A 26,131-nucleotide genomic window follows, 5' to 3' on the forward strand; every position below is an offset into this window, starting at 1 on the left:
TCGCCTAGCCGAACTTGCGCAAGAGCCTCCATTTCAACGGGCGCAGCTTGGCGTAGAGGGAGGTCTCTCTCAGTCTTTCCATGCCACGGGCGAGGCTAAGCGAAATGCGCCCACGTAAAGTGACCGGACGAATATAGTCACGCAGAGGTGTGGTTCGGTCGCATATGCCGGACTTCCATGGCTCGTCGCCAAAGCCCAGATCGAAAATGCTGTAACCGTCAGCCTTGAGCGCAGATAACAGGCGCAATATCAGCAGTTTTCCGGGTGAAAACTTGCTCCACATGCCGTTCTCGAACGTTATGATCATTGCGCAATAATGGCCATTGCGGACGACGCTCCACAGCGTAGCCCATATGGTTTCCCCCACGGCCAGCGCGGACAGGTGCAGGGCGCCATGTCGGGCGAGTTGCTCTGTCGCTTTTTCAAAAAAGCGTCGTTTTTCAGGATGTGCATCGAAACCGGGAACCATGGTTTCTTCAAAACGCCGCTGTTTCTGGCGGAACATGGCATCCAGAACAGACCGGCGCTCAGCTTCGGTCTGCGCTATAAGAAACCGGGCCCCTTCCAGCTTCTGAAATGCTCGGTCACGTTTTTTGATATTGCCGATACCCTGTATGGATTTTTCTATTTCCGCGATCGGACGCACCAGTGACATCGTGTGCGTGGATGCACCGGAAAAGCGGTCCGTTACCGACCATAAGGGATTGATAAGACCCTCGATATGTTCCGGCATTTTGCAGAGCGCAACGACATCGTGAGAGGGAACCGATGCAAGCACAGCTGCGAGGACGCGCATTGCGGCATCATGCGAAAGCTGTGTTGCGGCCGGAAAGACGATAGGGGCATTATAATCGCTTACGCCCCCATCGATAAATGAAAGGACCCGGGAACCGCAGATGCGTGTGATAAAGAGCGGCAGAAAAAGAAGCGGTGTATCGTCAGTCTGGCGAACTTCGGTCAAGCAGAGCTGTACGCCGGGTTCTTGCCCATAGCTCGCTTCCCATGCCCGGATAAAGGATTTGGACTGAAAGACAAAAAATGCGCAGCCGGTTTTGTCATCGGCGTCCGGCCAGTCTATGGATAGCTGTTCCATGTTGCTGAAAACCCGGATGTCAAAATCTTTGGTCAACATAAAAGGCTTTCAGTATTTCCGAGCGCACCGAATCTCATTTTATAGTTGAAGTGTTTATTGGATTTGAAACCAAAAAAAACTATGAAGTTCTGGCTGGTTTGGTCCCAATCCCAAATTGCTTCGCGCGTGCTTTTTCACAAATAGGGCAACGATGTCTGTTTCGATTATCATCAAAACCTTGAACGAGGAAAAGCGCATCGCCGAGGCTGTTGAAAGTGCCCTGAAAGCCTTGCCCGGCGGAAAAGTCGAAGTGATCGTAGCCGACAGCGGCTCTACCGACCGCACGATCGAGATCGCGCGGGCCTATCCGATCAGGATCGTGCAGATCGAACCGCCGGCGCAGGCCAGTTGCGGCCTCGGCCCGCAGCTGGGTTTTCAGTATTCGACCCAGCCTTTTATCTGCCTGATCGATGGCGACATGATAATTGAGCCGGATTTTCTGCCAGCCGCTCTTGCTTATCTCGACAATCACCCCGATGCCGGTGGCGTGACCGGCCATGTCGTGGATCAGGTTCTCGAAAGTCTGGAATTCCAGCGCCGTTCAAAACGACATTCGCCCGAAGCACGGACAGGCGATATCGACCGGATGAACGGCGGCGGGCTCTACAGGCGCAGCGCCATCGAGCAGGCCGGATATTTCTCGGATCGCAATCTGCATGGTCACGAAGAGTTCGATGCCGGTGTTCGCCTGCGAAGCCATGGGTGGAAACTCCATCGTCTGGACCGGCCGTTCGTGCAGCATTTCGGCTATACGATGAATGCCTACAAGCTCCTGGTCCGTCGCTGGAAGAGCAAATACCTGCGTGGCACCGGTGAAGTATTGCGTGCTGCAATGGGGCAGCCGCATCAAAAAAATCTGTTTCGCGAACTGCCGGAATTGCGCCTCTGGGGCGCGGTCTATCTCTGGTGGCTGGCCATTGTGGCCGCTCTGTTTTTCGTGCCGGGATGGTTTCCTGCAATTGTTGTGGCGGCCATTATTGCCGCGGCGCCGTTCGTGGCAATGTGCGTCCGAACGCGTAGTATCGAGCTTGGTGTCTACGCGGTGGTTGCATGGATATTCCATGCAGCAGCACTGCCCCTTGGCTTTTTTCAGCCACGCCGTAAACCGACCGACTGGATTGAGAGCAAGGTTATAAGGGAGCCCTGATGGACATTCGGCGACTGGCCTTATCCGCCTTGTTTATCGGCCTCGCAGTGTCTGGCACCGGTGCTGAAGAATGGCTTCCCGTCAAAGAAAACAATCTCGAAATCTCCGCCGGGAGCCCTCTCGATTTTTCGGGGTTTCTGGCCAATACGCCGATCGAAGAAAAAAATCGCCTGATCGCAAATCCCTATGGGCATTTCGCTCAGGCTGACAAGCCGGGCGAGGCGCTCCGGCTGCAATGTGCGTCAATTGCCTGGGGACCGCCGTCGTCGGGGGCGGTGGATCATGCCTTTATCGATCGATATGTGCGGCAGCTTCGTCTGCACGGTTACAATATAGCCCGGTTTTACTTCGTTGATGCCGATCTGATGCTCGGACAGGAGCGGGATTTCGACTTCCGCCCTGAAGCCCTTGACCGGATGCGCTATCTGATGGCTGCGCTTAAGCGCGAAGGCATCTACTGGATTATCGACGGACTGACGTCCGAGAGCGGCGCCCTGGGCGGCAAGGACATCGATCGCTGGGGCGTGGACGGCAATCTGAAGCGCCGGATCTATGTGGACGATGCGGCATTTGATCATTGGCTGCGTTTTCAAAAAGAAGTCTTCGCGACGGTCAATCCTTATACGGGACTTGCACCTTTGCACGATCCCGCGCTCGCGCTGATCGTTCCTTTCAACGAAAATGGTATCGAGTTTACGAGCTTTGTGCATGAGCACGCTGACGGGACAACATTCTGGACAGGCTATCGTCCTGCATTCAATGCTTTTCTGAAAAAACGATATGCGGATACCCGTGCCTTGTCGCGAGCCTGGGGCGGTTTGGCCTCCGGCGAAAATCTTGAACAGCAAACTGTCCAGTTGCCGCAAAGCCGGAGCGGCGGCGGCGGACGATTGCGGGATTTTCAGGCTTTTCTGGTTGAGAGAGAACGGTTGTTGACCCAACGTCTGGAGCAGGCGTTCCGCGATCTTGGTTATCGCGGCCTCGTCGCTCCCTATAACAACTGGTTCACGGTCCAGACGGCTCTTTCGCGGCAAAACCAGCAGGCGGTCGTCGCCAACACCTACCACGACTGGATCGGAACCCTGAACCCCGGTACCGAAATCAAGGATACGAGTTCGATTGCCGACGCCGCTTCCTACGTCGGTGAAATCGCCGCCGGACGCTGGCTCGGACGGCCTTTTCTCGCAACAGAATACGAGCACCTGTTCTGGAACCGTTATCGCTATGAAGCCGGAATAATGATGCCAGCCTATGCCGCTTTGCAGGGGTGGGATGGTATCTGCCGCCATGGTCAGGGGCCGCTGACACTTGCATTCGACGAGGCAGCTCCATTCCGTCAGCGCATCATCCCCTATACCTTCGCTGTAGATCCCGTCGCCCGTGCCGGTGAGACACTGGCATCGTTGCTGTTTCGCAGGGGCGACGTCGAAACGGCAGCTTTCAATGTGCCGCTCATGATGCAGGGAGAGACGAGTCTTGGTGAATCGCTGGAGTTTCCAGAACCGGCGCGACTGAAGCCGTTGGCGCTTGTCGGAGGGATCGGTCTGGCGACGAAAGAGCAGGCCTGGCCGCAGGGACTGCAAAAATTGGTTGCGGTGGACTACCGGAACGTCTCGCTCGACAACGTGTTGCAGCGTTTGAAGGGCGCAGAACTTCTGCCGCGGGATAATGCCACTGATCCGTCGCAAGGCTTGTTTGAAAGCGCTACAGGCCAGATCATGCTCGACCGCAACAGGCAGCGGATGCAGGTTGTTACACCTGAGACCGAGGCCATTGCCTTTGCCGAGCTGAGAGACCCCGTGACATTAAGTGAGCTGTCCCTCGGCAATGCGGAGGCGAGGGGGTTGTTTGCTGTTTCGGCAATTGATGGAAAGGTGCTGAAGGACAGCGAAAAGCTGCTTGTCATTTTCGCCAGCGATGCACGGAATTCCGATATGCGTTTCCGTGACAAGGCAGAGAAGGTTATTGAAGACTGGGGACGTCTACCGGTTACCTTGCTGCGCAATCGCGTGGATGTGAATTTGGCAGGAAACACGGTGTCATGGACGCTCTCTCCGGTTGGCCTCGATGGCAAGGTCCACGAACGAATAGCCGCCGGGTCTGGCCCGATCGCTTTCCGTTTGGATAATGGTGCGGGCAAAGCCGGACCGACCACTTTCTTCCTTCTGGAAAGGAAGCTTGCTGTTCAATAGAAATCCGTCGACAACCTGCTCCAGCTTTCGCCGGCAAGTCCGCCAATAAAGATATCATTGCGCTGGATCGCGCCTAGTATGTCCTCGTTTGCGGTGACCACACAGACATTGGCTTTGAGACGAAAGAACATGATGGATTGCTGCGAGAGCGCATTGAGATAGCGCGGATCGACGCGGCCTTGGGCCGCGATATGTCCTTCCTCCTGCAGATGGAGCAACATCGCTTCGACAGCAGGTTTTTCCGCCCCGGCTTTTGCAACGACATTCAGAACTTCCGCCATGCCATTGGGGCGGCTGTAGTAGCAGAAAAGGGCGCTCGGACCCCCGGATTGTTCGCTGATCTTGCAGAACCGCAAGATACCGGCCGCCCGGTTGCCCGCCGCCATATCCAGCAGCCAGTTGATGTCGTTTTCCGTCCAGTCCGGATGTGCGCAATAGCCTTGCAGGAAACCGGAGATGAGCGAGACAGCCTCATCCTTCGCTATTTCCGTCACATTCGCTTGCGACCTGGGGGCCTTCTTGATTGGCGGGAGGGGAAAAAGGGGATTGAGCATTTTGCCAAGCGAGCTTGTCCCGCGCCCTCCGAGGATTGGACGCCGTTCGGCGACGTAATTGGCCACGTAGCTGGCGGCCTGAAACACCCGTGTCCAACCCAGACCATGCGCGCTGAGAACAATTCCGCCGATTGCTTCGGAATGCCTGAGACTTACGGGGGCTGCGCTGTCGGTGAAATTGAATAACTTTTCGCTCGGACGCAGGGTAAGGGTCAGTTCAGCGGCGCCGCGGGGGGAGACCTCCGGCTTCATCATGAAAGCGCAAACCAACCGCCCCATGACATTTTTCCCGTTGACCTTGTAAGGGATGGGCAAGACCGAGAGTGCGCTGTCGATCTCGCCGCGCTCGTCCTCGTGCACAACACTGCCAATCGCAGGGTCGTAATAGGGGTTCTCGAAGAAAAATCGCTGAAAATACTGATCGAAAGCTTCGTTACATGACTTCGAATGTGGGCGAAAAACTCGCTGAAACAGGTTTCGGATCGCCGGGATATCATCAAGCTTCATTGCGCGAACGCGCCGCGATTTGACGTCGTTTGCCGAGGTCGAGATATCCGCCATCTAAGCCCCCACTGTTGAAACCGCTTTCTTCTCTTCTGCGTCACGACTCCGACGAACGAGGTAGATAACACATCCCCATGATGCCAGCACAATACTGATTTCAATTGCGTAAATGGCGGCGAAAGTTCCCGTGATCGGCGCGTACCACGTTGCCAGTGCCAGGAGCGGCGCGCCGAGAATATTGCCTGTGTTGAGGACAGCCGTGCGATAGCTGTGCTGGCTGGCGGCACCCAGAAGATCGACTGCTATCGACCACAGGGCAACAAACACGGTGATCCAGCAAAGCGTGCGGCAGAACGAAACCAGCGTGTCATACTCACTGCCAAACAGATAGGGCAGATAGGGCGCGATGATAAACACGGCCAGCGACGTCAATATGCCGATTGCAAAAGCGGCCCCAAGCAGGCGCATCGTGATCGGCAGGGCATGATGGATGCCGTTTGCGCTGGCGCGGGCCAGATGAGGATAGACCAGACGGTTCATCGCCTCGACGGTCAAGGTGCTGCTGTCGATGATACGACGTGTGACGCCGTAACTGCCGACGACGCTCGGCGGCATCAATGTGCCGAGGAGCAGGAGGTCTGCATTCTGGCGCACGGCCTTGAAGATGAATTGCGAAGCAAACATCACGCCCAGCCGTATTTCGTCGCGCACGATCGTATATTGCGGCCGTCCGAGCCTGCGCAGAAACAGTGCGTAGACCACGGCGACCAGTACATGGGCTCCAAACTGCCAATAGGCCCACCCGACGACAGTGGAGACACCGAATAGAAGGCAGGCGATTGCTGCCGCAATGGTTCGGGCAATGGCAAACCCGACGACGGAGAGATTGGCGGATACGAAGTCGGTATGTGCGATATAAATCTGCTCGACCAGCAGGATGAGGCGCATAAGCACGATGTTGGTGACGAGCAGCAGGAAAAGCCCGAACAGGTTTCCTGTAAATTCAGGAGAATTGTAAAGCCAGAGCGGCAATATGATCATTCCGGCGGCGACGAGGACAATGCCGGTAATCGCGATGAGAATGAGATTGTGGCCGAGCATCGCGGGGTAGATCGTCCGGTCCTGCGCCACGCGGCGCACGAGGCATTCTGCTCCGCCCAGGCCACAGATGAAGGTAGCGATGTTGGTTACGGCCATTACGGTTACGAACAGGCCAAACTCGTGGGAACCAAGATACCGCGCCAACAAGGCAAATGTAAAAAGCTGTGCGATGTTTGCTGCAAAAAGGCTGCCGCTAGAAGCTGCGTAGGACAGTAATGTCGACCAATGGCGTTTCAAATTTTCATACCGAATTTTCGGGCCGGTCCGGACCGTAGTGAAGCGGAGTGCTTTTTGTTGAATTTCTGATGGTGCAGCATATGCTCCGTTTTCTCTTAATCCCGAAAAACACAAGGTGCCAAGCACGTCGACGGAAATTTGTCGCAAACTGCAAGACTAAATGATCCTCAAGGGCATTTTGGTGACACCATTGCGGATGATTGCCTTTCATTAACCGAATTTTTTAATCTTTAAGTCTAAGGAAAACAGTGGCGCCATGTTCGCGCTGTCGAGTGAACTTTAGGGGCAACTAATGTATACGTTGCGTGACCTCGCTTCGAAAGCACGGGTAACGGAGGCCGCTGGTGAAAATCCGGTCCCCGTAGATGAGCGGTTGCGCGCAGCCCGGCGCGAAACGCATATTATCCGCGAAGAAGAGAGGACCACCGAAACAATTGCGCCCGCTCACAACGGGCTGATGTTGCCTGAAATCGACCTGTTTGAAGCGCTGGCCTGGATGCGTGCCCGGTGGATTCTGATAGCCGCGCTCGCGATCATCGGCGGCCTGGCGGGCCTTGCTTACGGCATGACGGCAAAGCCCCGATATACAGCCTATACCGATTTGCTGGTGCCCCCATCGGGTCTTCAGTTGCTGCCCAATGACGTCTATGCCCAGAGCCTTCAGGCGGACAGCCAGATTCTCGACATTGAAAGCAAGATGCGCATCCTGACTTCCGGCAACGTGCTCCGGCGGGTCGTAACGGATTTGAAACTGAATGAAGACGAGGAGTTCGTCCCGCCTCCGCCAGCCTTCGATCTGCGAGCCATGCTTGGCCTCAGCAAGCCTGCAGGTCCGAAGGATGATACGCTGGCTGCGGTGCGCGCCCTGTCGCAGCGCATTACCGTTACGCGGCCTGAACGATCCTATCTGGTCACGATTGCCGTCTGGACGGATAATCCGGAAAAATCGGTGAAGGTTGCGGATTCTCTCGCAAACGCCTTTCAGGAAGAAGTCGCCCAGGCGGATGCCGATGGGGCGGGGCGGGCGGCTGCGGCCCTATCCGAACGTCTGGCTTCGCTGCAAAAGGCCGCGACAGAAGCGGAAGAGAAAGTTGCCGCGTTTCGCAGGGCGCATGGCTTGCAGACCGCCGGCGGCGAACTTGTCAGCACCCAGTCCATGACGCAGATCAATTCCAAGCTGGTTGACGCCAAGGCGCGAGTTGCCGACGCAAGCACGCGCTACGAGGAATTGACGAGGGACACGGGCAGCGCCGTCAGTCCTGCGAGTACATTGCAGTCGCCTACGATGACGAACCTGCGCGGACAATATGCATCGCTGAAACAGCGCTACGACGCTCTCGCGATGACCTATGGGCCACGGTATCCCGAATTGATAAATACGGAGCGGCAGCTTGCCGGTCTGGAGCAGCAAATGGCGCAGGAACGGGCGCGTATTCTGCAATCCGCGAAGGTTGATCTGGATCAGGCAAATGCCGTTGTCGCATTGCTCAACGCCCAGGCTGCTTCGGCCCGTTCAGCGGTGGCGCTTGACAATGACGCACAAGTCCAGCTTTCGGACCTCGAACGTGACATGGCCGCGAAAGTGTCGATCTACAACACCTTTCTGACCCGCTCATCGGAGACGAGCCAGCGCCAGCAACTGGATGCGACCAACATACGGATCATTTCGACGGCCATTCCGCCGATCGGCCGGAGCTGGCCTCCGAAGACGCTGGTGCTCGGTGCGGGAGGCGGTATCGCCGGTATGGGACTTGGTGTGGTGCTGGCGCTCGGCCTCGGCTATCTTGGAGCGTGGCGCAGAAATCGGGAAGGTACGATCTGACCTTGGCTGAGCTGTCGGTTCATTACCGTGAGGAGATACAGCCGCGAGTCTCGTCAGCTGTCGGAGCTGGCCTTTTTCTGTGCATGTTCCTGTTTATGTGGATAGGCACCAATCCCTATCCCGACATTGGTGCGGTGACCGGTGTCACAGCCAAAGCCGCCGACTCCAGTTCCTTCAACCAGCTTGTCACTCTCTTCTTGACGGGCGGCTTTCTGATCTGCGGATTGAACAGCTCCATGCGCAGTGTCATCATGCAGCCGCGCATTCTGATGGGGCTCGTTTTCTTCTGGCTTCTCCTGACGGCTTTGCTGTCGGCCCACCCCATGATCGCCAGCAAGAAAGTCGTGCTGTCTATCCTGACTGCCTTGAACGCGAGCATCTTTCTTATGTTGCCGCAGTCCGAACGCCAGATGGCGCGATTGCTGGCAATTGGCTCACTGATAACGCTGGCATTTGCCTATTTCGGCGTAATTTTCATGCCGCAGCGCGCTATTCATCAGGGCACTGAAGTCCTTGAGCCCATGCTGGCTGGCGCCTGGCGCGGTCACTATCCGCACAAGAATGCCGCCGCCGCATCTTTGGTGCTGATGAGTTTTCTGGGGCTTTACATCCGGAAACGCGGTTTGCCGATAACAGGTCTGCTGATTGTCGCCCTTTGCGTTTTTTTCGTGTTGCATACAGGCGGCAAGACATCGACGGCCATGTTGCCTTTTATCGTGGTGATGTCGCTGGTGTTCGTGCGGTGGAAATGGACGCGTGTTTTCATTGCAGTCGGCGGGATCGCGGCCTTTAACATTGTTGCCGTAGGGGCCGCTGTCTTCGATCCACTGCGCGAGCTTGTAGAAAGCTTGGGAGTTGACGCCAGTTTTACAAACCGTTCTGATATCTGGAAACTTGCATTCTCTGCGATCTCGGCCAAGCCGGTTTTCGGCTACGGTCTGGACTCGTTTTGGAAAACGCCCGAAATGGTCTATGCAGGCGGCGGCGGTGCAAGCTGGGCGGTTGCCGCCTTCAATGCGCATAATTCATTCCTCGATATGATGATCAATGCTGGCATTATTGGTCTCATTCTGACACTCATCTGGATAATGATTTTGCCGCTTCGATATATTAGGGAAGCGGAAAGCACAGACAACGACCCTATATTAACGCTGCTTTACATTCGCCTTTGGCTTTACGGATTATATATGTCTTGTATGGAAAGTACGTTCTTTCAGAACGGTGGGGCACTATGGTTCTGTATCATGGTTGCTGTCTTCGGATTGCGCTTGCAGGCTAAGGCAAGGCTCGTCTGAAACAGCTTGGGGAGCTGGGGGCAATGGCGGAAATGGATAGTCTCGAGAGGGCACGCAGACGTCTGGAATGGTACGCCATTCGGCTGAACGACAGCATCAGTCGCCGGTTTCCGTTGCGCCCGTTCTGCTTGCCAGCCAACGAACGGATCATCACTTTTACGTTCGACGATGTACCCGACACGGCGGAAAGCGCCGGAGCTGCGATCCTTGACAAGCACGGCGTCCATGGCACTTTTTATATTGCCGGCAGCATGGTGGGCACGAAGGAGCGCGAGAGGAACCTGATCACGCAGGAAGGGTGCCGGAAGCTGGTTGAAGGGGGGCACGAGCTGGGTTGCCATACCTACAACCATCTCAAGGTCCCTTATTTCGGCGCCGGGGAAATAGCAGCTGACCTGGACCGCAACACGGCCTATCTCGATGCGTTCGAGCCCAATCGTGGCATGCCACGCAATTTCGCTTATCCTTATTGCGCATCTTCCATGATGACACGGCGGTTATTTGCTGACCGTTACGCGACCTGTCGCGGCGGTGGCAATCGTATCAATCGCGGCATGATCGATCTTGCCTTTTTGCAGGCAGTGGAAATAAGACAGCCGGACGACGGGGCTGCACGCCAGACCCGCTGGATCGATGACCTTAGTGCCAATCCTGGCTGGCTCGTCTTTTATACGCATGATATCAGCGATACGCCGACTGAATTCGGGTGCAGGCCTGAGACCTTCGAGCGCCTCGTATCCCATGCGGTGAAAAGCGGGGCGACCATTCTTTCTGTCCGCGAGGCGGTGGCGCGCCTTGAAGCGCATCCCGAAAGACGTGAAACGGTTTTCGGATAAGATGCGCATCAAAAGACAAACTGCTGAGACGCGCCGATTTGTTCAATCAAATCGAAACGCTCCAGCGCGCAACGAGGTGCTGTTTGACGCATGTGAATGATACGGCCCATCGTCTGCTGGCGATTAATAACTATTTTTATCGGCGTGGCGGCGCCGAAACTGTTTTTCTCGACCACATCAAACTGTTTTCGGAGATCGGCTGGCAAACCGCACCGTTTGCCATGCAGCATCCGGATAATTTTCCCTCCGACTGGTCCTCCTATTTTGTTTCCGAAATCGAGTATGGCCGGGAAAGCAGCCCGTTCACCAAAGTCGTGCAGGCGGGTAAGATCATCTATTCATGGGAGGCGCGGGACCGGATCAAGGCATTGATCGAACACTTTCGCCCCAACGTCGCGCATGCGCATAATATCTATCATCATCTATCGCCGTCGATTTTTCCGGTTTTGAAAGAGGCTGGAATTCCGACGGTCATGACGGCGCACGACCTTAAACTTGCCTGTCCGGCCTATAAGATGCTGTCCCACAACCAGATCTGCGAGCGCTGCAAGGGCGGACGCATCTACAATGTGGCGCTCCACAAATGCATCAAGGATTCCACAGCGCTGAGCGGACTGGTTTTCGTTGAGACAGCGATCCATCGCATGCTTGGCCTTTATCGCAATACGCTTGACCGTATCGTTGTGCCGAGCCGTTTCTATATTGCAAAGCTCGCCGAATGGGGATGGCCGGAAGAAAAGCTGGTCTATATCCCCAACTTCGCCCACACGGACGACCTGAAGCCCTATGCGGATGAAGGCGATTATTTCGCCTATGTCGGACGGCTGGCGCCGGAAAAGGGGATTGGTACTCTCATTCGCTCAGCGGCTCTTGCTGGACAGAAACTTGTCATTGCGGGCACTGGGCCGGAGGAAGAATCCTTGAAAGCGCTCGCGGCTGAGGCGGGCGGAGATGTCACCTTTGCAGGCTATGTCTCGGGCGAAAGATTGCATCAGCTTATCGGCGAGGCGAAAGCGCTCGTTCTGCCGTCTGAATGGTATGAGAACGCGCCGATCAGTATTCTCGAAGCCTACGCACTCGGGGTGCCGGTGATCGGCGCCGACATTGGCGGAATTCCCGAAATGATTATCGAGAGCGAGACCGGGATGGTTTCGCGTACGGGCGATATCGACGACCTCGCCCGCGTCCTGGGCGATTTTGCGCGGTTGACCCCGCAGGCGCGGCGCAAGATGGGAGAGGCAGGCCGCATGTGGGCCGGCCATGAATTCTCGCCAGAGGCGTACAGAAACCGGACGCTGGAACTCTATGCCGAGTTGGGAGCGTTTTGATGGTGCGAAGCGATAAAAGACCTCGCGTCATGATGCTGGGCCTGCGCGGTGTCCCCAATGTGCAGGGGGGCGTGGAAAAACACGTCGAAGAACTCGCCCGGCTCTATTTGACGAAGGGCTGGGATGTGGAGGTGATCGGACGCCGTCCTTATCTTGAGAAAAAGCAGCCTTATGTCTGGGAGGGCGTAGAGGTGACGCCAGGCTGGGCGCCTACCTCCATGAAGTTCGAGGCAATTGTGCATACGGTGCTGGGCGTGCTGCGTGCAGGTTTCACACGCCCGGATGTCTTGCACATTCATGCGATCGGTCCGGCTCTTGCGGTTCCGCTGGCACGTCTGTTCGGTCTGCGCACGGTCGTGACCCATCACGGTTTTGACTACAATCGGCAGAAGTGGGGACGGCTTGCGCGCGCAATGCTGAAGCTTGGCGAATGGTGCGGGATGCGTTTTGCAAATGCGCGCATCGCAGTGTCCAACGATATCGCAAAAACCATGCAGCAGCATTATCATGTGCCGATCACTTTCATCCCCAATGGGGTCACGCTTCGCCCGGCCTGCCAAGACACGAGGTGGCTGGAAAAGCACGGCCTTGATCCCAAACGCTACATTGCTCTGGTGGCGCGGATCGTTCCGGAAAAACGTCAGCTGGATCTTATTGAAGCCTTTGCAAAACTTGCCGATCCTTCCTTGAAACTGGCCCTGATCGGATCAGCGGAATATACGGCTGAATATGCCGGAACCGTTCGTGCAAGGGCTGCCGCTGTGCCCGGCGTTGTGCTGACGGGCGCGCTTCAGGGTGAGGAACTTTCGGCCCTGTTCAGTCACGCCGCACTATTCGTCCTGCCTTCCAGCCATGAGGGCATGCCGATCGCGCTCCTCGAAGCTATGGGATACGGCTTGAACGTGCTTGCAAGCGATATCACTGCAAATGTGGAAGTCGGGCTTTCGAAGGATAGCTACTTTCCACTGGGCGATGTGGATGCGTTGAAGGATGCGCTGCGGCGGAAAATCGATCAACCTCTGACAAGCGAGCAGTCGCAGGAAATGATCGACTGGATTGCACGGGACTATAGCTGGAGCGGGATCGCTGATCGCACGCTGAAGGTCTATGAGGAAGGGAAAAAGGAATAGGAGAGTGGGGGAATATGGGAGAATAACCTGTTCCCAAAGTAACCCCGTGCTGCAACCTGCAATTTATCGGCGTTTCTCTACCCGATAATCATCATATTCGCTTATGTGCTTTTTTAGTTCGGGCCTTGCGTAAATGCTGAAATAGAAAAAGGGAGCTGCCGAACACGTTCGGCACACTCCCTTATTCCCTTACTTTCCTTAAATCAGCGTGCCCGGCGACGCTCTGCGGTCGGCTGAAAAGCCAGACGCGAATGGTAGCTGCAATATGGGCTCGCTTCACCGGATTCATGGCCGCAGAAATGGAAGTCTTCGTTCAGCGGGTCGCCGATCGGCCACTTGCAGGTGCGTTCGCTCAACTGCAACAGCGAGAGCCTGCGGGAAATAGGCACCACCACGTCGGAAGCGGGCTTGACCACTGTTTCCGCAACAACGTCCACGGCATAGTCCACCTGGAGGGCCGTCGCGCCGACCGTCTTGGTCACCGTGGCGGTGCGCATCGTCGTGGTATGTACGCCGGTTGAATGTTGTGCTGCAGGACGTGGCGCTGCGGCAACCGTATTGACTTTCTTGCTGCGCGGAGCAGCGGTCGTGGTCTTACCACGGCCCGAAAGCTTCAAACGGTGCACTTTGCCGATCACTGCATTACGGCTGACGCCGCCAAGCTGCGCTGCGATCTGGCTCGCGCTCAAGCCCTCGCTCCACAGTTTCTTCAGTAGTTCGACGCGTTCGTCTGTCCAGTTCATCGCCCTGGGCTCCAATCATTTTCGTTATCCGGAATCCGGCAGTGTTCTCGGATCGCTCCGAGCAAAAACACCATATCTATCCGGGTGACTAGGTCCGCCGCACGAAATGTAGCTTTAATCTCTAAAAAGAAACTACAATATCCAACGACTCCATGACAAGGGATAGCCTTGTCAGGCGGATTCCATTTTTACGGTTTTCCCCAACTTGGGTGCCAAAGACGGTTTTTATTTGATCCGCCCCGAAATTTTGCACGCAATTGCTTCCGAAGTGAAAACCCGGATTGTTTCAGGATGGAACATCGCGGACTTGCGGAATGAGCAACGTCGTCTGGCAGTCTCAGCCAGGGAAAGGTCGTTCACTATATAGTATGGGTGTCCACGTAAAGCCACCTTCGATGCCCCAGTGCTGCAAGAGCGCGAAAATGCATGAACTCATGTCGAAAGATGGCCCTCAAACCTCGCTTGCTTTGATTGACATTTTTTCTGCGAACGCCAATATACGCGCGAGATAAATATGCCGCCCAGAGGGCGGTTTTTTATTTCTACCGAAGGCTCAGGCTAGGAAGCGTGGGTCTGAGCCCATTCCTCTCATGTCTCCTCGTAGTTTCGTGACGGCTTGGAATGGGGTGTTGGGCGCTCGTCGAAAGGTGGGAACCGTTTCGGGTGCCTGAGGACTGTTTATGGGAAAACACAGCTTTGCCGGCGCAGCCGGGCAAGCTGCTAATATGGGCTTTGGAGGCCTGATGCTATGACCGACGCTACGACCGTGCAACCGCTTTACGACACCTATAATCGTGCGGCTCTGCGCTTCGAGCGAGGTGAGGGCATCTGGCTTATTACCGAAAGCGGTGAACGTTATCTCGATTTCGCGGCGGGCATTGCTGTGAACTCGCTTGGGCATTCGCATCCGCATTTGGTGGAAACGCTGAAGGCGCAGGCTGACAAGCTCTGGCATCTGTCCAACGTTTATGAAATTCCGGCGCAGGAAAAGCTGGGGCGGCGCCTTGTCGAAAGCACTTTCGCCGACAAGGTCTTTTTCACCAATTCCGGCGCTGAAGCACTCGAGTGCGCGATCAAGACCGCACGCCGCTATCATTATGTGAGCGGTCATCCGGAACGCTTCCGCATTGTGACTTTTGAGGGCGCCTTCCACGGCCGCACGCTGGCCACAATTGCCGCGGGCGGTCAGGCCAAGTATCTCGAAGGTTTCGGCCCGAAGGTCGATGGTTTCGATCAGGTGCCGTTCGGCGATGAGGCAGCATTGCGCGCAGCCATCACCGACGAGACCGCCGGTATCCTGCTTGAACCCGTTCAGGGCGAAGGCGGTCTGCGCGGTTTCCCGGAAGAATTCATGCGCATGCTGCGCCAGATCTGCGATGAGAAAGGCCTTCTGCTGATCCTTGACGAAGTGCAGACCGGCGTCGGTCGCACCGGCAAGCTGTTCGCGCATGAATGGGCCGGTATCAAGCCGGACATCATGGCGGTCGCCAAGGGTATCGGCGGCGGCTTCCCGATGGGCGCCTGCCTCGCAACTGCCGAAGCTGCCAAAGGCATGACGGCGGGTGTTCACGGCACGACCTATGGCGGCAACCCGCTGGCCATGGCTGTCGGCAATGCGGTTCTTGATGTTGTGCTGGCCGATGGCTTCCTCGAGAACGTCCAGGCTACCGCCCTGGTCATGAAACAGGGGCTCGCCTCCATCATCGACCGCTATCCGGACGTCGTTTCGGAAGTGCGTGGTCGTGGCCTGTTGATCGGTATCAAGTGCGTCGTGCCGAATACCAGTCTCATTCAGGCTCTCCGTGACGAGCATTTCTTGAGCGTCGGGGCCGGAGACAATGTCGTCCGTCTGCTTCCGCCGCTGATCACGACGCCCGAAGAAGCGCGCGAAGCATTGAAGCGCATCGAAATGGCGGTCGAACGGCTCGCAACTGCAAATCCGACCAGTAAGACAGCGTGATATCATGGCTAACGATAACGGGATCAAACACTTTATCGACCTCTCCGCTGTGCCTGCATCGGAGCTTCGTGCGATCATGGAAGACGCCAAGGCACGCAAGGCGCGCCTCAAGGCTGGAGAAATGGAGAAGCCATTCGCAGGCAAGGTGCTTGCGATGATCTTTGAAAAGCCCTCCACCCGCACGCGCGTGTCCTTCGATGTCGGCATGCGCCAGCTGGGCGGCGAGACAATCATGCTGACGGGCTCGGAAATGCAGCTCGGGCGCAGCGAAACCATCGCCGATACGGCGAAGGTCCTGTCGCGCTATGTCGATGCGATCATGATCCGCACCACATCGCATGACCGGATGCTCGAACTTGCCGAATATGCGACCGTTCCGGTCATCAATGCACTGACGGATGACACGCACCCTTGTCAAATCATGGCCGACGTTCTTACATATGAGGAACATCGCGGCCCGATCAAAGGCAAGACCTTTGCCTGGATGGGGGACGGCAACAACGTCCTCCACTCGCTGGTCGAAGCTGCGGCGCGTTTTGATTTCAACGTCAATATCGCAACGCCGGAAGGCAGCGAACCCAAGTCGCACTATGTCGATTGGGCGAAAGCGAACGGCGCGAACATCATGTCCACCACCGATCCGGAACGGGCGGCGAGCGGTGCGGATTGCATCGTGACCGACACGTGGGTTTCGATGGGGCAGGAAGATCATGCTCGCGGCCACAACGTTTTCATGCCCTATCAGGTCAATGCGCGGCTGATGGAAAAAGCTGATCCAAAGGCGCTTTTCATGCACTGCCTGCCCGCCCATCGCGGCGAGGAAGTGACGGATGAAGTGATCGATGGACCGCAATCGGTCGTATTCGACGAAGCGGAAAACAGGCTTCATGCCCAGAAAGCCATTCTGGCGTGGTGCCTGCAAGGCCGCGGTTTGGGAGCATAATTTGGCTGACAAGACCAGCAACGAGCATATCGAAGTCGAGAACATCCACGTCAATCTGGGCGATTTCGACTTCGCAGGCGATGACGCTGTCGTACCCTTCCAGGTGGAGGGGCTCGACGTGCGCGGTCGCGCGGTTCAGCTCGGCCCGAGCATCGACGGCATTCTGAAACGCCATGACTATCCCGAAGAAGTGGCCCGTCTGCTGGGGGAAGCAACGGTTCTGACCGTATTGCTCGGCACCTCGCTCAAATTCGAAGGCAAGTTTATCTTCCAGACGCAGTCCGACGGTCCCGTCGACATGCTGGTGGTCGATTTCCGCACGCCGCGTTCAGTCCGTGCCTATGCACGTTTTGACGCGGAGCGCCTGAAGGAAGCGATTGCCGCAAACAAGACGAAGCCGGAGGAACTGCTGGGACGGGGAACGCTGGCCTTCACAGTCGACCAGGGTGCTTACACCCAGCGCTATCAAGGCATCGTCGCGCTGGATGGTTCGACGCTGGAAGAAATCGCTACGACCTATTTCCGTCAGTCGGAACAGATTCCAACCGATCTCAAACTGAGTGTCGCCAAGCTTGTCGAGCGTGGTGCCGACGGGAAACCTGTCGAACAGTGGCGGGCTGGCGGGCTGATTATTCAATTCCTGCCGGAATCCGAATTGCGCGCGCGTATCCCCGACTTGCCGGGTGGCGACGAGGACGGAGCCGAGGCCGCCTTCCATCCGGAAGATGACGCGTGGGACGAGGCTCGCTCGCTGGTGGGTACGATTGAAAGTTCGGAACTGACCGACCCGCAAGTCGGCTCGGAACGGCTGCTTTACCGGCTGTTCCATGAACGCGGTGTGCGTGTATTCGAATCTGTGCCTGTGCTGGACGAATGCTCGTGCTCGCGAGAGAAAATTGCCGGCGTGCTATCAGGCTTCACGGCCGAGGAAATTGCAGAAAGCGCGGAAAACGGAAAGATTTCCGTAACTTGCGAATTTTGCTCGAAAATCTATTCGTTTGATCCGGCAGAGTTCGGGAACTGATGCGTAGATAATTAGTAGGAATTTATCCCCGTGTTCGGGCAAGCTTTTATTCTCCACCAGTCAATTGTGGAGATACGATATGCCCGACATTTGGATACCGGTTACCCAGCAGAATCTCGAGATCGAGGCTGGCAGTCCGCTCGATTTTTCGACGTTTCTATCAAATCCGCCGATTGACGAGGAGCGACGGCTCATCGTCAATTCGGACGGTCACATCGCCTTGCAGAGCAATCCGGCCGTTCCATATCGGCTGCTGTGCGGAGCCATTGCAACTATTCCCGACCATGTGACAGCGGACAGGATGGCCGTTCAGTTGCGCCGTCATGGATATAATTGCGCACGGTTCCATTTTCTCGATATCGCTTTGATGGAGGGGCAGCTGCAGGATTTCGAATACCGACAGGATATTCTTGATCGGTTTCGCTACTACATGGCCGCGTTGAAGCAGAACGGCATATACTGGGTCATCGACGGCCTTACATCGAATGCTGGCGCGTTGGGCGGCGTAACGGACCGCTGGGGAACGGAAGGCAGGCTGAAACTCAAGACGCATGTTGAGAATGCGGCTTTCGGCCATTGGCTGCGCTTTCAGGTCGATATCTTCGGGACGGTCAATCCCTATACCGGGCTTGTGCCTTTCGAAGACCCGGCAATGGCGATGGTCGTGCCGTTCAATGAGAATGGATTGGTGTTCAACTCGTGGGTCTACGCCAACGGCGATCTTCAGGCGTTGGCGGAATTGAAGCGGTCGTTCAATGCTTGGCTGGAGGAGCAATATGGTACCACGGCAGCCTTGCAGGCTGCCTGGGGCGGCGAGTTGCTGGGTACCGAGCAAATTGAAAATGCCACAGTTGCCCTGCCTTCAAACCGCTATGCGGCGTCATGGTATTCGCCGACAACGAAGAAAAGACTGTCAGTAGCTTCGGCACCTTGCCGGTGCAGATCAAGGTTGGGCATGTCTGGTTCAAGATGCCGATCAACACGGCCTGGCGCTTGTCCCCGGTCGGACTGGATGGCGTGGTGCAGCCTCCGGCGATTACGGGTGACGGAACGGATGGACTCAATGTCGAGCTTTGGAACAATGCTTCTGTTCTGCCGAACCCACCGGGACCAACGACTTATTTTCTGATCGAACGCGTTTAAAAACTTTCTCACCGGGCGCCGGATTGCGCGCCCTGTTGAAAATCGAGCGCGCTTTTCTCCGAGCAGAGCGGCGGCTTCCTGAAAAGGCAAAGAACGGAGTTGTGTTCTGTTCGTCATCTGCCTTCGCAAAATGCTGGGATATCTTCAATTCAAGGTGCGTCGCAGGTCCGGCATGTCAAGCGAGAAGGCGGGGATATCGACTTCGAACATGCTGCCGCCATTACCCTGCATCTGATACCGTCCGACCATGACACCGGATGTGGTGGTTAACGGGCAGCCCGAGGAATATTGAAATGAATCGCCGGGCTCAAGTGTCGGCTGTTCGCCAACCACACCCGCGCCGCGCACCTCTTCGACGTGTCCGTTTGCGTCGGTAATCTGCCAGTAACGCGAGCGAAGTTGCACGGTTTCCGTCGAATTGTTGGCGATCGTTATACGATAACCCCAGACATAACGGTTTTCGTCGGGGTCCGACTGATCTTCCAGATAGAAAGGCTCGACAGAAACCTCGATCCCCCGCGTTACCGCTCTATACATGCGCACCGCCCTACATTCACATCGGCCCTGGCACCCTGCAATCCGGATCGCAATGATGCTGTCTACTCAACGGTTCGTCGGTTCGGTTTACGGACGCCGCTTTTCGCCCCTCCTATCGCTAAAGTTGCGGGAGGGTCAACAATGTGGGGCAGAAAATACGATGCAATTGCCGAAATCTCCGGAAATTGCATCGTTTGGGCCTCTGTTTGCAGCCTAAATGCCACAATGTGGGAAGTGGCTGTTCAGCGAGCGACCTTCAACGCTGCTTCCACGTCTTCCACAAGGTCGTCCGTATCTTCAAGGCCGAGCGATATCCGAAGCAGGCCGTCCGAGATACCCAGTTCAGCCTTGGCCTCGTCGGTAAGGTTCTTGTGCGTCGTGGTTGCCGGGTGGGTAATAAGGCTTTTCGCGTCGCCCAGATTGTTGGAGATGCTGAAGACCTGCAAGGCGTTCTGGAACTTGAACGCTGCCTCTTTGCCGCCTTCCAGCTCCAGGGCGATGAGGGTTGAACCACCGGTCATCTGCCTGGCGATGATGTCGGCCTGCGGATGGTCCGCCCGACCCGGATAGATCACGCGCTTCACGCCCTGCTTGCCTGCGAGGAAGTCGGCAACTGCTGCCGCCGACAGCGTCTGCTGGCGTACACGCACGGACAGTGTTTCAAGGCCCTTCAGCATGATCCACGCGTTGAATGGGCTGAGGCCCGGACCCGTGTGACGGAAATAATCCTGCAGGGTGTTTTCAATCCATTCGCGGTCGGAGAGGACCACGCCGCCAAGGCAGCGCCCCTGACCGTCAATGTGCTTCGTCGCGGAATAAACGACGATATGCGCACCGAGCTCCAGCGGCTTCTGGAATAGCGGGGTTGCGAAAACATTGTCGACGATCAGCTTGGCGCCTGCTTCGTTGGCGACCTGCGCAACGGCAGCAATATCTATGATTTCGAGCGTCGGATTGGACGGGCTTTCCAGGAACATCACCTTGGTGTTCGGGCGAACAGCCGCTTTCCAATTTTCGATGTTGGAACCATCGATGATCGAGATTTCGACGCCGTATTTCGGCAAGATCGTCTCGACAATGTAGCGACAGGAGCCGAAGACGGCGCGAGCCGAAATCACGTGATCCCCGGCCTGCACCTGACAAAGAATGGCAGCCGCGACCGCAGCCATGCCGGAGGCGGTGGCGCGTGCTTCTTCGGCGCCTTCCAGCGCGCACATGCGCTTTTCAAACATGTCGGTGGTCGGGTTGGCATAACGCGAATAGATGAAACCCGGGTCCTCGCCCTTGAACCGCGCTTCGGCGGCCTCGGCATTGGGATAAAGGAAGCCCTGCGTCAGAAACATCGCTTCCGACATTTCGGCAAATCCGGAGCGAAGCGATCCGGCATGCACGAGTTCGGTTGCAGGGCGAAATTTGCGGGTATTCTCAGTCGTCATTTTTCCAACCTGTCGAAAAGCTGGTCGGCCGGGGCAGGATGTCGAGCCTCGGCGGCCAATAAAAAACCGGCCTTGCGAAAACGCAAAAGGCCGGTAACGAACCGCGGCCTTTTTTAGCGAATTCTTTAACGTGGCTGCAAGCCGGCCGGCCAAATCACCACGGAACAGTTTTCCATTATGCCTGTTGCGCGGAGCCGTCAATGCCGAAACCAACGCATTTCTCGAAAAGCGCATCCGGGGCGCCATGAAAATACTCTGATTCCTGCGGAAAACCCGGTTTCTAGCGGCTGGAAGGGTTGGCATTGAGGTCCTGAGCGGTCAATGGTCTTTGTCAAGCAATGCCTAGAGCATGCCTTCCGAAATCGGGAAACGGTTTCGGGAGATATGCGTGAAAACAAGAGATTAAAGCATGTCGCTTGATTACGACAAAGTACGACATGCTTTAGGCTACGGAGTATCGGGTCGATGACGCAGAAAGATGCTGGAATTCTGGCGGACGCGGATATTTCCGCGCTGTTTGAAAGCGGTTTGCTGGCGTCGCCGCGCGCCCTTGATCCCGACCAGATACAGCCCGCGAGCCTTGACCTGAGGCTCGGCGCAAAAGCCTATCGTGTTCGCGCTTCCTTCATGCCGGGACCCGGGACGCCGGTCATCGAAAAGCTGGAACGGTTAAAACTGCACGAGATCGACCTGACGGCGGGAGCCGTTCTGGAAACGGGCTGCGTTTACATCGTTCCGCTTCTCGAAAGCCTGACGCTGTCGCCCGATCTTTCCGCGTCGGCAAATCCGAAAAGTTCAACGGGCCGCCTCGATATCTTCACCCGCGTCATCGCCGACGGGGCGCAGGAATTCGATAAGGTGCCCGCCGGATACAACGGCCCGCTCTATCTGGAAGTCAGCCCACGCACATTTCCTATTGTCGTGCGTACAGGATCGCGCCTGTCGCAGATACGCTTCCGCAAGGGACGTGCCCAGCTTGACGAGGCGGAGCTTGCTGCATTGCACAAGGCCGAAACGCTGGTCGCAGCGGAAATGCCGAACATCTCCGGCGGTGGCATTGCGCTGTCGGTTGATCTTTCAGGTGGTCCTGACCGGCTGATTGGCTATCGCGGCAAGCACCATACGGCTGTGGTGGATGTGGACAAGCGTGCGGCGCACGACATCCTTGATTTCTGGGAGCCGATCTATGATCGGGGTTCGCGCGAACTCGTGCTTGATCCGGATGAATTCTATATTCTCGTTTCGCGCGAGGCGGTGCATGTCCCGCCGCTTTATGCCGCTGAAATGACGCCCTTCGACCCGCTGGTGGGCGAATTCCGCGTCCATTATGCAGGCTTTTTCGATCCGGGCTTCGGGCACAGCGCTGCGGGCGGAACCGGAAGTCGCGCCGTTCTGGAAGTCCGCAGCCACGAGGTTCCATTCATTCTGGAACATGGGCAGATCGTCGGGCGGCTGGTTTACGAACATATGCTGCATCGCCCATCTGCACTTTATGGCGTCGATCTCGGCTCCAACTATCAGGCGCAGCAGTTGAAGCTTTCCAAGCATTTTCGTTGACTATAATAGCCTCCTCCAAGCAAATATAAATCTGGTGGAGGAGCAGGGTCGACGTGACGAACGGAACTGAACGGGATCGGGACAAGAAGCTTCAAGCCGCAACAGATGCTCCGCAACGCAGGCTGTCGGTGGGCATTGTTGCTTTGCCCGGTTTTACGCTGAGTGCACTCAGCCTTTTCCTCGATCCCTTCCGCCTTGCCGCCGATGATCGCGACAAGAGCCGCCAGATACGCTGTGCATGGAAAATATGCACGCTGTCAGGAGATCCTGTCACCTCCAGTTCCGGCATGGTGATCGAGCCGACCGCTCCCATAGGCGAACTCGACGATTGTGATTATGTGGCAGTCGTCGGCGGATTGCTTGCGCAATACCGGCCCAGACAGCAGGCGCTGGTCGATCTCATCAAGCGTGCGGACCGGCGCGGCAAGACAGTGGTGGGCCTTTGCACGGCTGCCTTTCTGCTGGCGGAAGCAGACCTTCTGCCAGACCGCAATTGCTGCGTCAGCTGGTTCCATCGCGACGATTTTCTGGAGCTTTTCGACGGATATACAGCCGACACAACGAGCCTGTTCCATCGTAGCGGAAGGCACTTCACCTGTGCGGGCGGGCTTGGCACGGCGTCATTGGCGCTGTCCATCATCCAGAACGAGATTTCGGAGGAACTGGCGCGCAAGAGCGCGTCCATCCTCATGATCCCTTATGAGCTTGTGCGTTCCGAACAACCGGCGCTGAGCTTCAACGGCGTGCGGTCGCCGATGATCCGCAAGGCAATCCGCATTTTCGAGGAAACGCTGGAAGACCCGGTGCCAATGATTGATGTGGCGCGCCGATTGGGAATTTCCGTCCGTCAGATGGAGCGTGGCTTCAAGCTCGCCCTTGAGCGGACGGCGTTCGAGGTCCGCGAAGAACTGCGGGTTAAGAAGGCCAAGGAGCTCTTGTCGGAGACAAGCCTGTCACTGTTGGAAGTGGCTGTTGCAAGCGGTTTTACCGATACGCGCAGCATGAACCGGTCGTTCTCGCGCCAAAAGCAGAAAGCCCCGCGTGAGTACCGCAAGCAGCGCTGAGCGAGGGCAGAACTTGCGCAGGCCGTACGGAGAGCCTATTTCTTGCGCGAAGAATCTGTCGCTTTAAACCATGATTCCGAAAAGTGGTAACCGGTTTTCGGAATCATGCTCAACAAAATTTTAGAGCGGGATGACGTTTCGACTTAAGAGCATCCATTCTAACCAATAACCACACAGGAGATTTGCATGTCGGATGGTGTAAACCGTTTTCTTGGCGATACCCCGGCCCGCGTTCTGATCAAGCTGGTGCTGATTTCGCTGGTGGTTGGCGTGGTCATGAGCGCATTTCACTGGACGCCCTACGACATCTTGTATGGCATCCGCGATTTCTTCCTCCGCCTTTGGAATATGGGCTTTTCGGCAATTGCAGGCTTTGTCGATTATCTCATTCTTGGCGCTGCAGTCGTCATTCCTGCCTTTATTTTGCTCCGTATCCTCAGCTACCGGAAATGAAATCAATTCGGTAACTGGGTAGCTCAGACAGGCATGCAGCAAAAACAAGGTTTAACACTCAACCGGCGGGGTTTTCTGATCCTTGCCGGGGGCGCGCTGGCGATGTCGGCAATGCCGTGGAAGGCGACATGGGCGGCAGGTCACGACGATCCCACCGCGATTTTCAACGCTATTCGAAAGGCAAACGGACTGCCTTTGATGGCGACGGATTCCAAGCTGGAGCAAGCCGCGCTTTACCAGGCCAGGCGCATGGCGGGTTATGGAAAGATCGGTCATAGCGTCGGTTGGGGCAATGGTTTTGTGGCGCGACTGCGGCAGGCAGGTATACGGGGTCCGGCGGCAGAGAATGTCGCATCGGGACAGCGCAGTACACAGGCCGTCTTCGATGCCTGGATGAAATCGCCCGGCCATCGCAAGAACATGCTCGATCCGACCTTCGAGCATTATGGTCTCGCCTGGGCAACACCCGAAAACAAACCAACTTATATATATTGGGCCATGATGCTGGGACTTTGATCCCTCATTCTCCTGACAGTCGGTTGTCAGGAACTGCGACAATGCGGTGGCCGAATTATCTGTAGTTTCGATTGATTCCAGAGTAGATCGTTTTGATCTGAGGGGAATATTCGGGACAAGCATCATGGATCAGTCGCTGCAGCGTGGTGGCGCAACAAGGCCGTTCGAAGTAACACACAGGATGGTGATGTTGATCGCCATTCCCATGACGCTTGCTGCGATCACCACGCCGCTTCTCGGACTTGTCGATATGGGCGTCGTCGGCCAGATGGGACAGGCCGAGTTGATCGGGGGGCTGGCGATTGGCGCGCTGGTCTTCGATTTCCTGCTGTCGATATTCAATTTCCTGCGTTCCGGCACGACCGGACTGGTTGCACAGGCCATGGGTGCGGAAGACGCGGTGGAAGAACAGGCGATCTTCTGGCGGGCAATCATCATCGCGGTCATTGCCGGCAGCCTGATGATACTGTGCCTGCCGATCATCATCGGCGTCTCGTCCACCTTCATGCATCCGACGTCGGCAACGCAGGAAGCAATGGCGACCTATGTGTCGATCCGCATGTTGTCGGCGCCGGTTGCGCTCATCAACTATTCAATCCTCGGACTGGTTCTCGGACGTGGACAGGGTATTGTCGGCCTCGGCCTTCAGGTGCTCCTCAACGGCATCAATATCGTGCTCTGCATTATCCTCGGGCTGGAGTGGGGCTGGGGCGTTACTGGCGTTGCCTGGGCGACCGTGACCGGCGAAACGGTTGCCGCTCTCGTCGGCATGTTCATCGTGCTGCGCCATTTCCGAAAGGATGCGTCGCTGCGTCCGGACCGGGCGCGGATATTCCAGAAGCAAGGAATCCTGCGCATGTTCGCGGTCAATCGCGACATCATGATCCGCTCCTTCCTGCTTCTCACGGCCTTCGCGTTCTTCACGCGGGCGGGGTCCGATCTCGGCCCCGTCACACTGGCGGCCAATGCCGTCTTGATGAACTTCTTCCTCATCGCCGGTTTCTTCCTGGACGGCATGGCGGCAGCCGCCGAACAGATTGTCGGACGGTCTATTGGCGCGCGCTACAGTCCTGCGTTCGTGCGCGGCGCCAAGCTCACTTTCGTCTGGGGGCTGGTCATGGCCAGCGTCATCGCCTTTTTCCTGCTGGTGTTTGGCGATGCGATCATCGGGCTACTGTCCAAGGCGGAAGACGTTCACGCTGAAGCCTTGAAATACCTGCCCTGGGCGGCGCTGACAGGTATGACGGGACTGCTGGCCTTCCATATGGACGGGGTTTACATCGGCGCCACATGGTCGCGCGACATGCGCAACATGATGTTCCTGTCGCTCGGCTTTTTTCTCGCAGTTCTTTATGCGGCAAAGCCCGTGATGGGCAATCACGGGCTTTGGCTGGCTCTCAACCTGTTTCTGTCAATTCGCGGAGTTTTGCTCCTGGCGATCCTGCCGCGACGTTATCGTACAGAATTCATTATGTGA

At 56.5% G+C, this 26,131-nt stretch carries 23 protein-coding genes and 1 riboswitch; of the genes, 16 read left to right on the top strand and 7 right to left on the bottom strand.

The window, feature by feature from the left end; genetic code table 11:
* Positions 1-4 precede the first annotated feature (4 nt).
* Complete coding sequence (locus JNC63_RS07485; RefSeq protein WP_235694306.1) at positions 5-1,093, bottom strand: GNAT family N-acetyltransferase; 1,089 nt, start codon at positions 1,091-1,093, stop codon at positions 5-7.
* A gap of 190 nt (positions 1,094-1,283) precedes the next feature.
* Here JNC63_RS07485 and JNC63_RS07490 point away from each other — a divergent pair, with 190 nt between their 5' ends.
* Positions 1,284-2,279 (top strand): glycosyltransferase family 2 protein, encoded by a 996-nt coding sequence (locus tag JNC63_RS07490; protein WP_021586271.1) that lies wholly within the window; start codon positions 1,284-1,286, stop codon positions 2,277-2,279.
* The gene (locus tag JNC63_RS07495; RefSeq protein WP_021586270.1) at positions 2,279-4,471 is read left to right on the top strand and encodes a hypothetical protein; all 2,193 of its coding nucleotides are present in this window, start codon (positions 2,279-2,281) and stop codon (positions 4,469-4,471) included. Before JNC63_RS07490 ends, JNC63_RS07495 begins: the two co-directional genes overlap by 1 nt.
* On the opposite strand, the gene JNC63_RS07500 is transcribed toward JNC63_RS07495, so the two are convergent.
* Complete coding sequence (locus JNC63_RS07500) at positions 4,465-5,586, bottom strand: hypothetical protein (RefSeq protein WP_021586269.1); 1,122 nt, start codon at positions 5,584-5,586, stop codon at positions 4,465-4,467. The two genes, JNC63_RS07495 and JNC63_RS07500, sit on opposite strands and share 7 nt — an antisense overlap.
* Positions 5,587-6,867: a lipopolysaccharide biosynthesis protein gene (locus tag JNC63_RS07505; RefSeq protein WP_021586268.1), complete on the bottom strand. Its 1,281-nt coding sequence runs from the start codon at positions 6,865-6,867 to the stop codon at positions 5,587-5,589.
* A gap of 292 nt (positions 6,868-7,159) precedes the next feature.
* On the opposite strand from JNC63_RS07505, the gene JNC63_RS07510 reads away from it, so the two are divergent.
* Genes JNC63_RS07510 through JNC63_RS07520 form a run of 3 tightly spaced genes read left to right on the top strand, consistent with a single transcriptional unit; the run spans position 7,160 to position 10,820 of the window.
* Positions 7,160-8,689, top strand: coding sequence for a GumC family protein (locus JNC63_RS07510; protein ID WP_025089716.1), 1,530 nt, complete (start codon positions 7,160-7,162; stop codon positions 8,687-8,689).
* Complete coding sequence (locus JNC63_RS07515; RefSeq protein ID WP_235817990.1) at positions 8,659-9,984, top strand: O-antigen ligase family protein; 1,326 nt, start codon at positions 8,659-8,661, stop codon at positions 9,982-9,984. The genes JNC63_RS07510 and JNC63_RS07515 overlap by 31 nt, the downstream gene beginning before the upstream one ends.
* A 23-nt stretch (positions 9,985-10,007) precedes the next feature.
* Entirely contained in the window at positions 10,008-10,820 is an 813-nt protein-coding gene (locus JNC63_RS07520; protein WP_021586265.1) for a polysaccharide deacetylase family protein, read from the top strand.
* An 8-nt stretch (positions 10,821-10,828) separates the two neighbouring features.
* Here JNC63_RS07520 and JNC63_RS07525 read toward each other — a convergent pair whose 3' ends face one another.
* Entirely contained in the window at positions 10,829-11,050 is a 222-nt protein-coding gene (locus JNC63_RS07525; protein ID WP_230350371.1) for a hypothetical protein, read from the bottom strand.
* Between JNC63_RS07525 and JNC63_RS07530 the strand changes: the two genes are divergently transcribed.
* The gene (locus tag JNC63_RS07530) at positions 10,943-12,148 is read left to right on the top strand and encodes a glycosyltransferase family 4 protein (protein WP_235694352.1); all 1,206 of its coding nucleotides are present in this window, start codon (positions 10,943-10,945) and stop codon (positions 12,146-12,148) included. The genes JNC63_RS07525 and JNC63_RS07530 overlap by 108 nt on opposite strands.
* Positions 12,148-13,278, top strand: a complete 1,131-nt coding sequence (locus tag JNC63_RS07535; protein WP_063881815.1) for a glycosyltransferase family 4 protein — start codon at positions 12,148-12,150, stop codon at positions 13,276-13,278. Before JNC63_RS07530 ends, JNC63_RS07535 begins: the two co-directional genes overlap by 1 nt.
* A 203-nt stretch (positions 13,279-13,481) precedes the next feature.
* On the opposite strand, the gene JNC63_RS07540 is transcribed toward JNC63_RS07535, so the two are convergent.
* Complete coding sequence (locus JNC63_RS07540) at positions 13,482-14,021, bottom strand: GcrA family cell cycle regulator (RefSeq protein ID WP_063881817.1); 540 nt, start codon at positions 14,019-14,021, stop codon at positions 13,482-13,484.
* 748 nt (positions 14,022-14,769) lie between these two features.
* Between JNC63_RS07540 and JNC63_RS07545 the strand changes: the two genes are divergently transcribed.
* The 4 genes from JNC63_RS07545 (at position 14,770) to JNC63_RS07560 (ending at position 19,077) form a co-directional block, all read left to right on the top strand.
* Positions 14,770-15,981, top strand: coding sequence for an aspartate aminotransferase family protein (locus JNC63_RS07545; RefSeq protein ID WP_006466045.1), 1,212 nt, complete (start codon positions 14,770-14,772; stop codon positions 15,979-15,981).
* Positions 15,982-15,985: 4 nt separating this feature from the next.
* A complete protein-coding gene (argF, locus tag JNC63_RS07550; RefSeq protein ID WP_063881818.1) occupies positions 15,986-16,924 on the top strand; it encodes an ornithine carbamoyltransferase in 939 nt (312 codons plus the stop codon).
* A 1-nt stretch (position 16,925) separates the two neighbouring features.
* Positions 16,926-17,948, top strand: a complete 1,023-nt coding sequence (locus JNC63_RS07555) for an Hsp33 family molecular chaperone (protein ID WP_063881820.1) — start codon at positions 16,926-16,928, stop codon at positions 17,946-17,948.
* A 79-nt stretch (positions 17,949-18,027) separates the two neighbouring features.
* Positions 18,028-19,077: a hypothetical protein gene (locus JNC63_RS07560; protein ID WP_155734620.1), complete on the top strand. Its 1,050-nt coding sequence runs from the start codon at positions 18,028-18,030 to the stop codon at positions 19,075-19,077.
* Between the two features lie 158 nt (positions 19,078-19,235).
* On the opposite strand, the gene apaG is transcribed toward JNC63_RS07560, so the two are convergent.
* Positions 19,236-19,628, bottom strand: a complete 393-nt coding sequence (gene apaG, locus JNC63_RS07565; protein ID WP_006471061.1) for a Co2+/Mg2+ efflux facilitator ApaG/CorD — start codon at positions 19,626-19,628, stop codon at positions 19,236-19,238.
* 242 nt (positions 19,629-19,870) lie between these two features.
* A complete protein-coding gene (locus tag JNC63_RS07570) occupies positions 19,871-21,064 on the bottom strand; it encodes an O-succinylhomoserine sulfhydrylase (protein ID WP_063881825.1) in 1,194 nt (397 codons plus the stop codon).
* Positions 21,065-21,155: 91 nt separating this feature from the next.
* Positions 21,156-21,235: riboswitch (SAM riboswitch) on the bottom strand.
* A 294-nt stretch (positions 21,236-21,529) separates the two neighbouring features.
* Between JNC63_RS07570 and JNC63_RS07575 the strand changes: the two genes are divergently transcribed.
* From JNC63_RS07575 to JNC63_RS07595, 5 genes are all read left to right on the top strand, one after another.
* Positions 21,530-22,621: a 2'-deoxycytidine 5'-triphosphate deaminase gene (locus JNC63_RS07575; protein WP_006466050.1), complete on the top strand. Its 1,092-nt coding sequence runs from the start codon at positions 21,530-21,532 to the stop codon at positions 22,619-22,621.
* A 53-nt stretch (positions 22,622-22,674) separates the two neighbouring features.
* The gene (locus tag JNC63_RS07580; RefSeq protein ID WP_006466051.1) at positions 22,675-23,685 is read left to right on the top strand and encodes a GlxA family transcriptional regulator; all 1,011 of its coding nucleotides are present in this window, start codon (positions 22,675-22,677) and stop codon (positions 23,683-23,685) included.
* A 186-nt stretch (positions 23,686-23,871) separates the two neighbouring features.
* Complete coding sequence (locus JNC63_RS07585; protein WP_006466052.1) at positions 23,872-24,138, top strand: DUF6460 domain-containing protein; 267 nt, start codon at positions 23,872-23,874, stop codon at positions 24,136-24,138.
* 33 nt (positions 24,139-24,171) lie between these two features.
* On the top strand, positions 24,172-24,654 hold the full coding sequence (locus JNC63_RS07590; RefSeq protein WP_063881827.1) for a CAP domain-containing protein: 483 nt from the start codon (positions 24,172-24,174) through the stop codon (positions 24,652-24,654).
* A 124-nt stretch (positions 24,655-24,778) separates the two neighbouring features.
* Complete coding sequence (locus JNC63_RS07595; RefSeq protein WP_063881829.1) at positions 24,779-26,131, top strand: MATE family efflux transporter; 1,353 nt, start codon at positions 24,779-24,781, stop codon at positions 26,129-26,131.

The sequence above is a fragment of the Brucella ciceri genome, from assembly GCF_041930145.1.
In the GTDB taxonomy this organism is placed as follows: Bacteria; Pseudomonadota; Alphaproteobacteria; order Rhizobiales; family Rhizobiaceae; genus Brucella; species Brucella intermedia.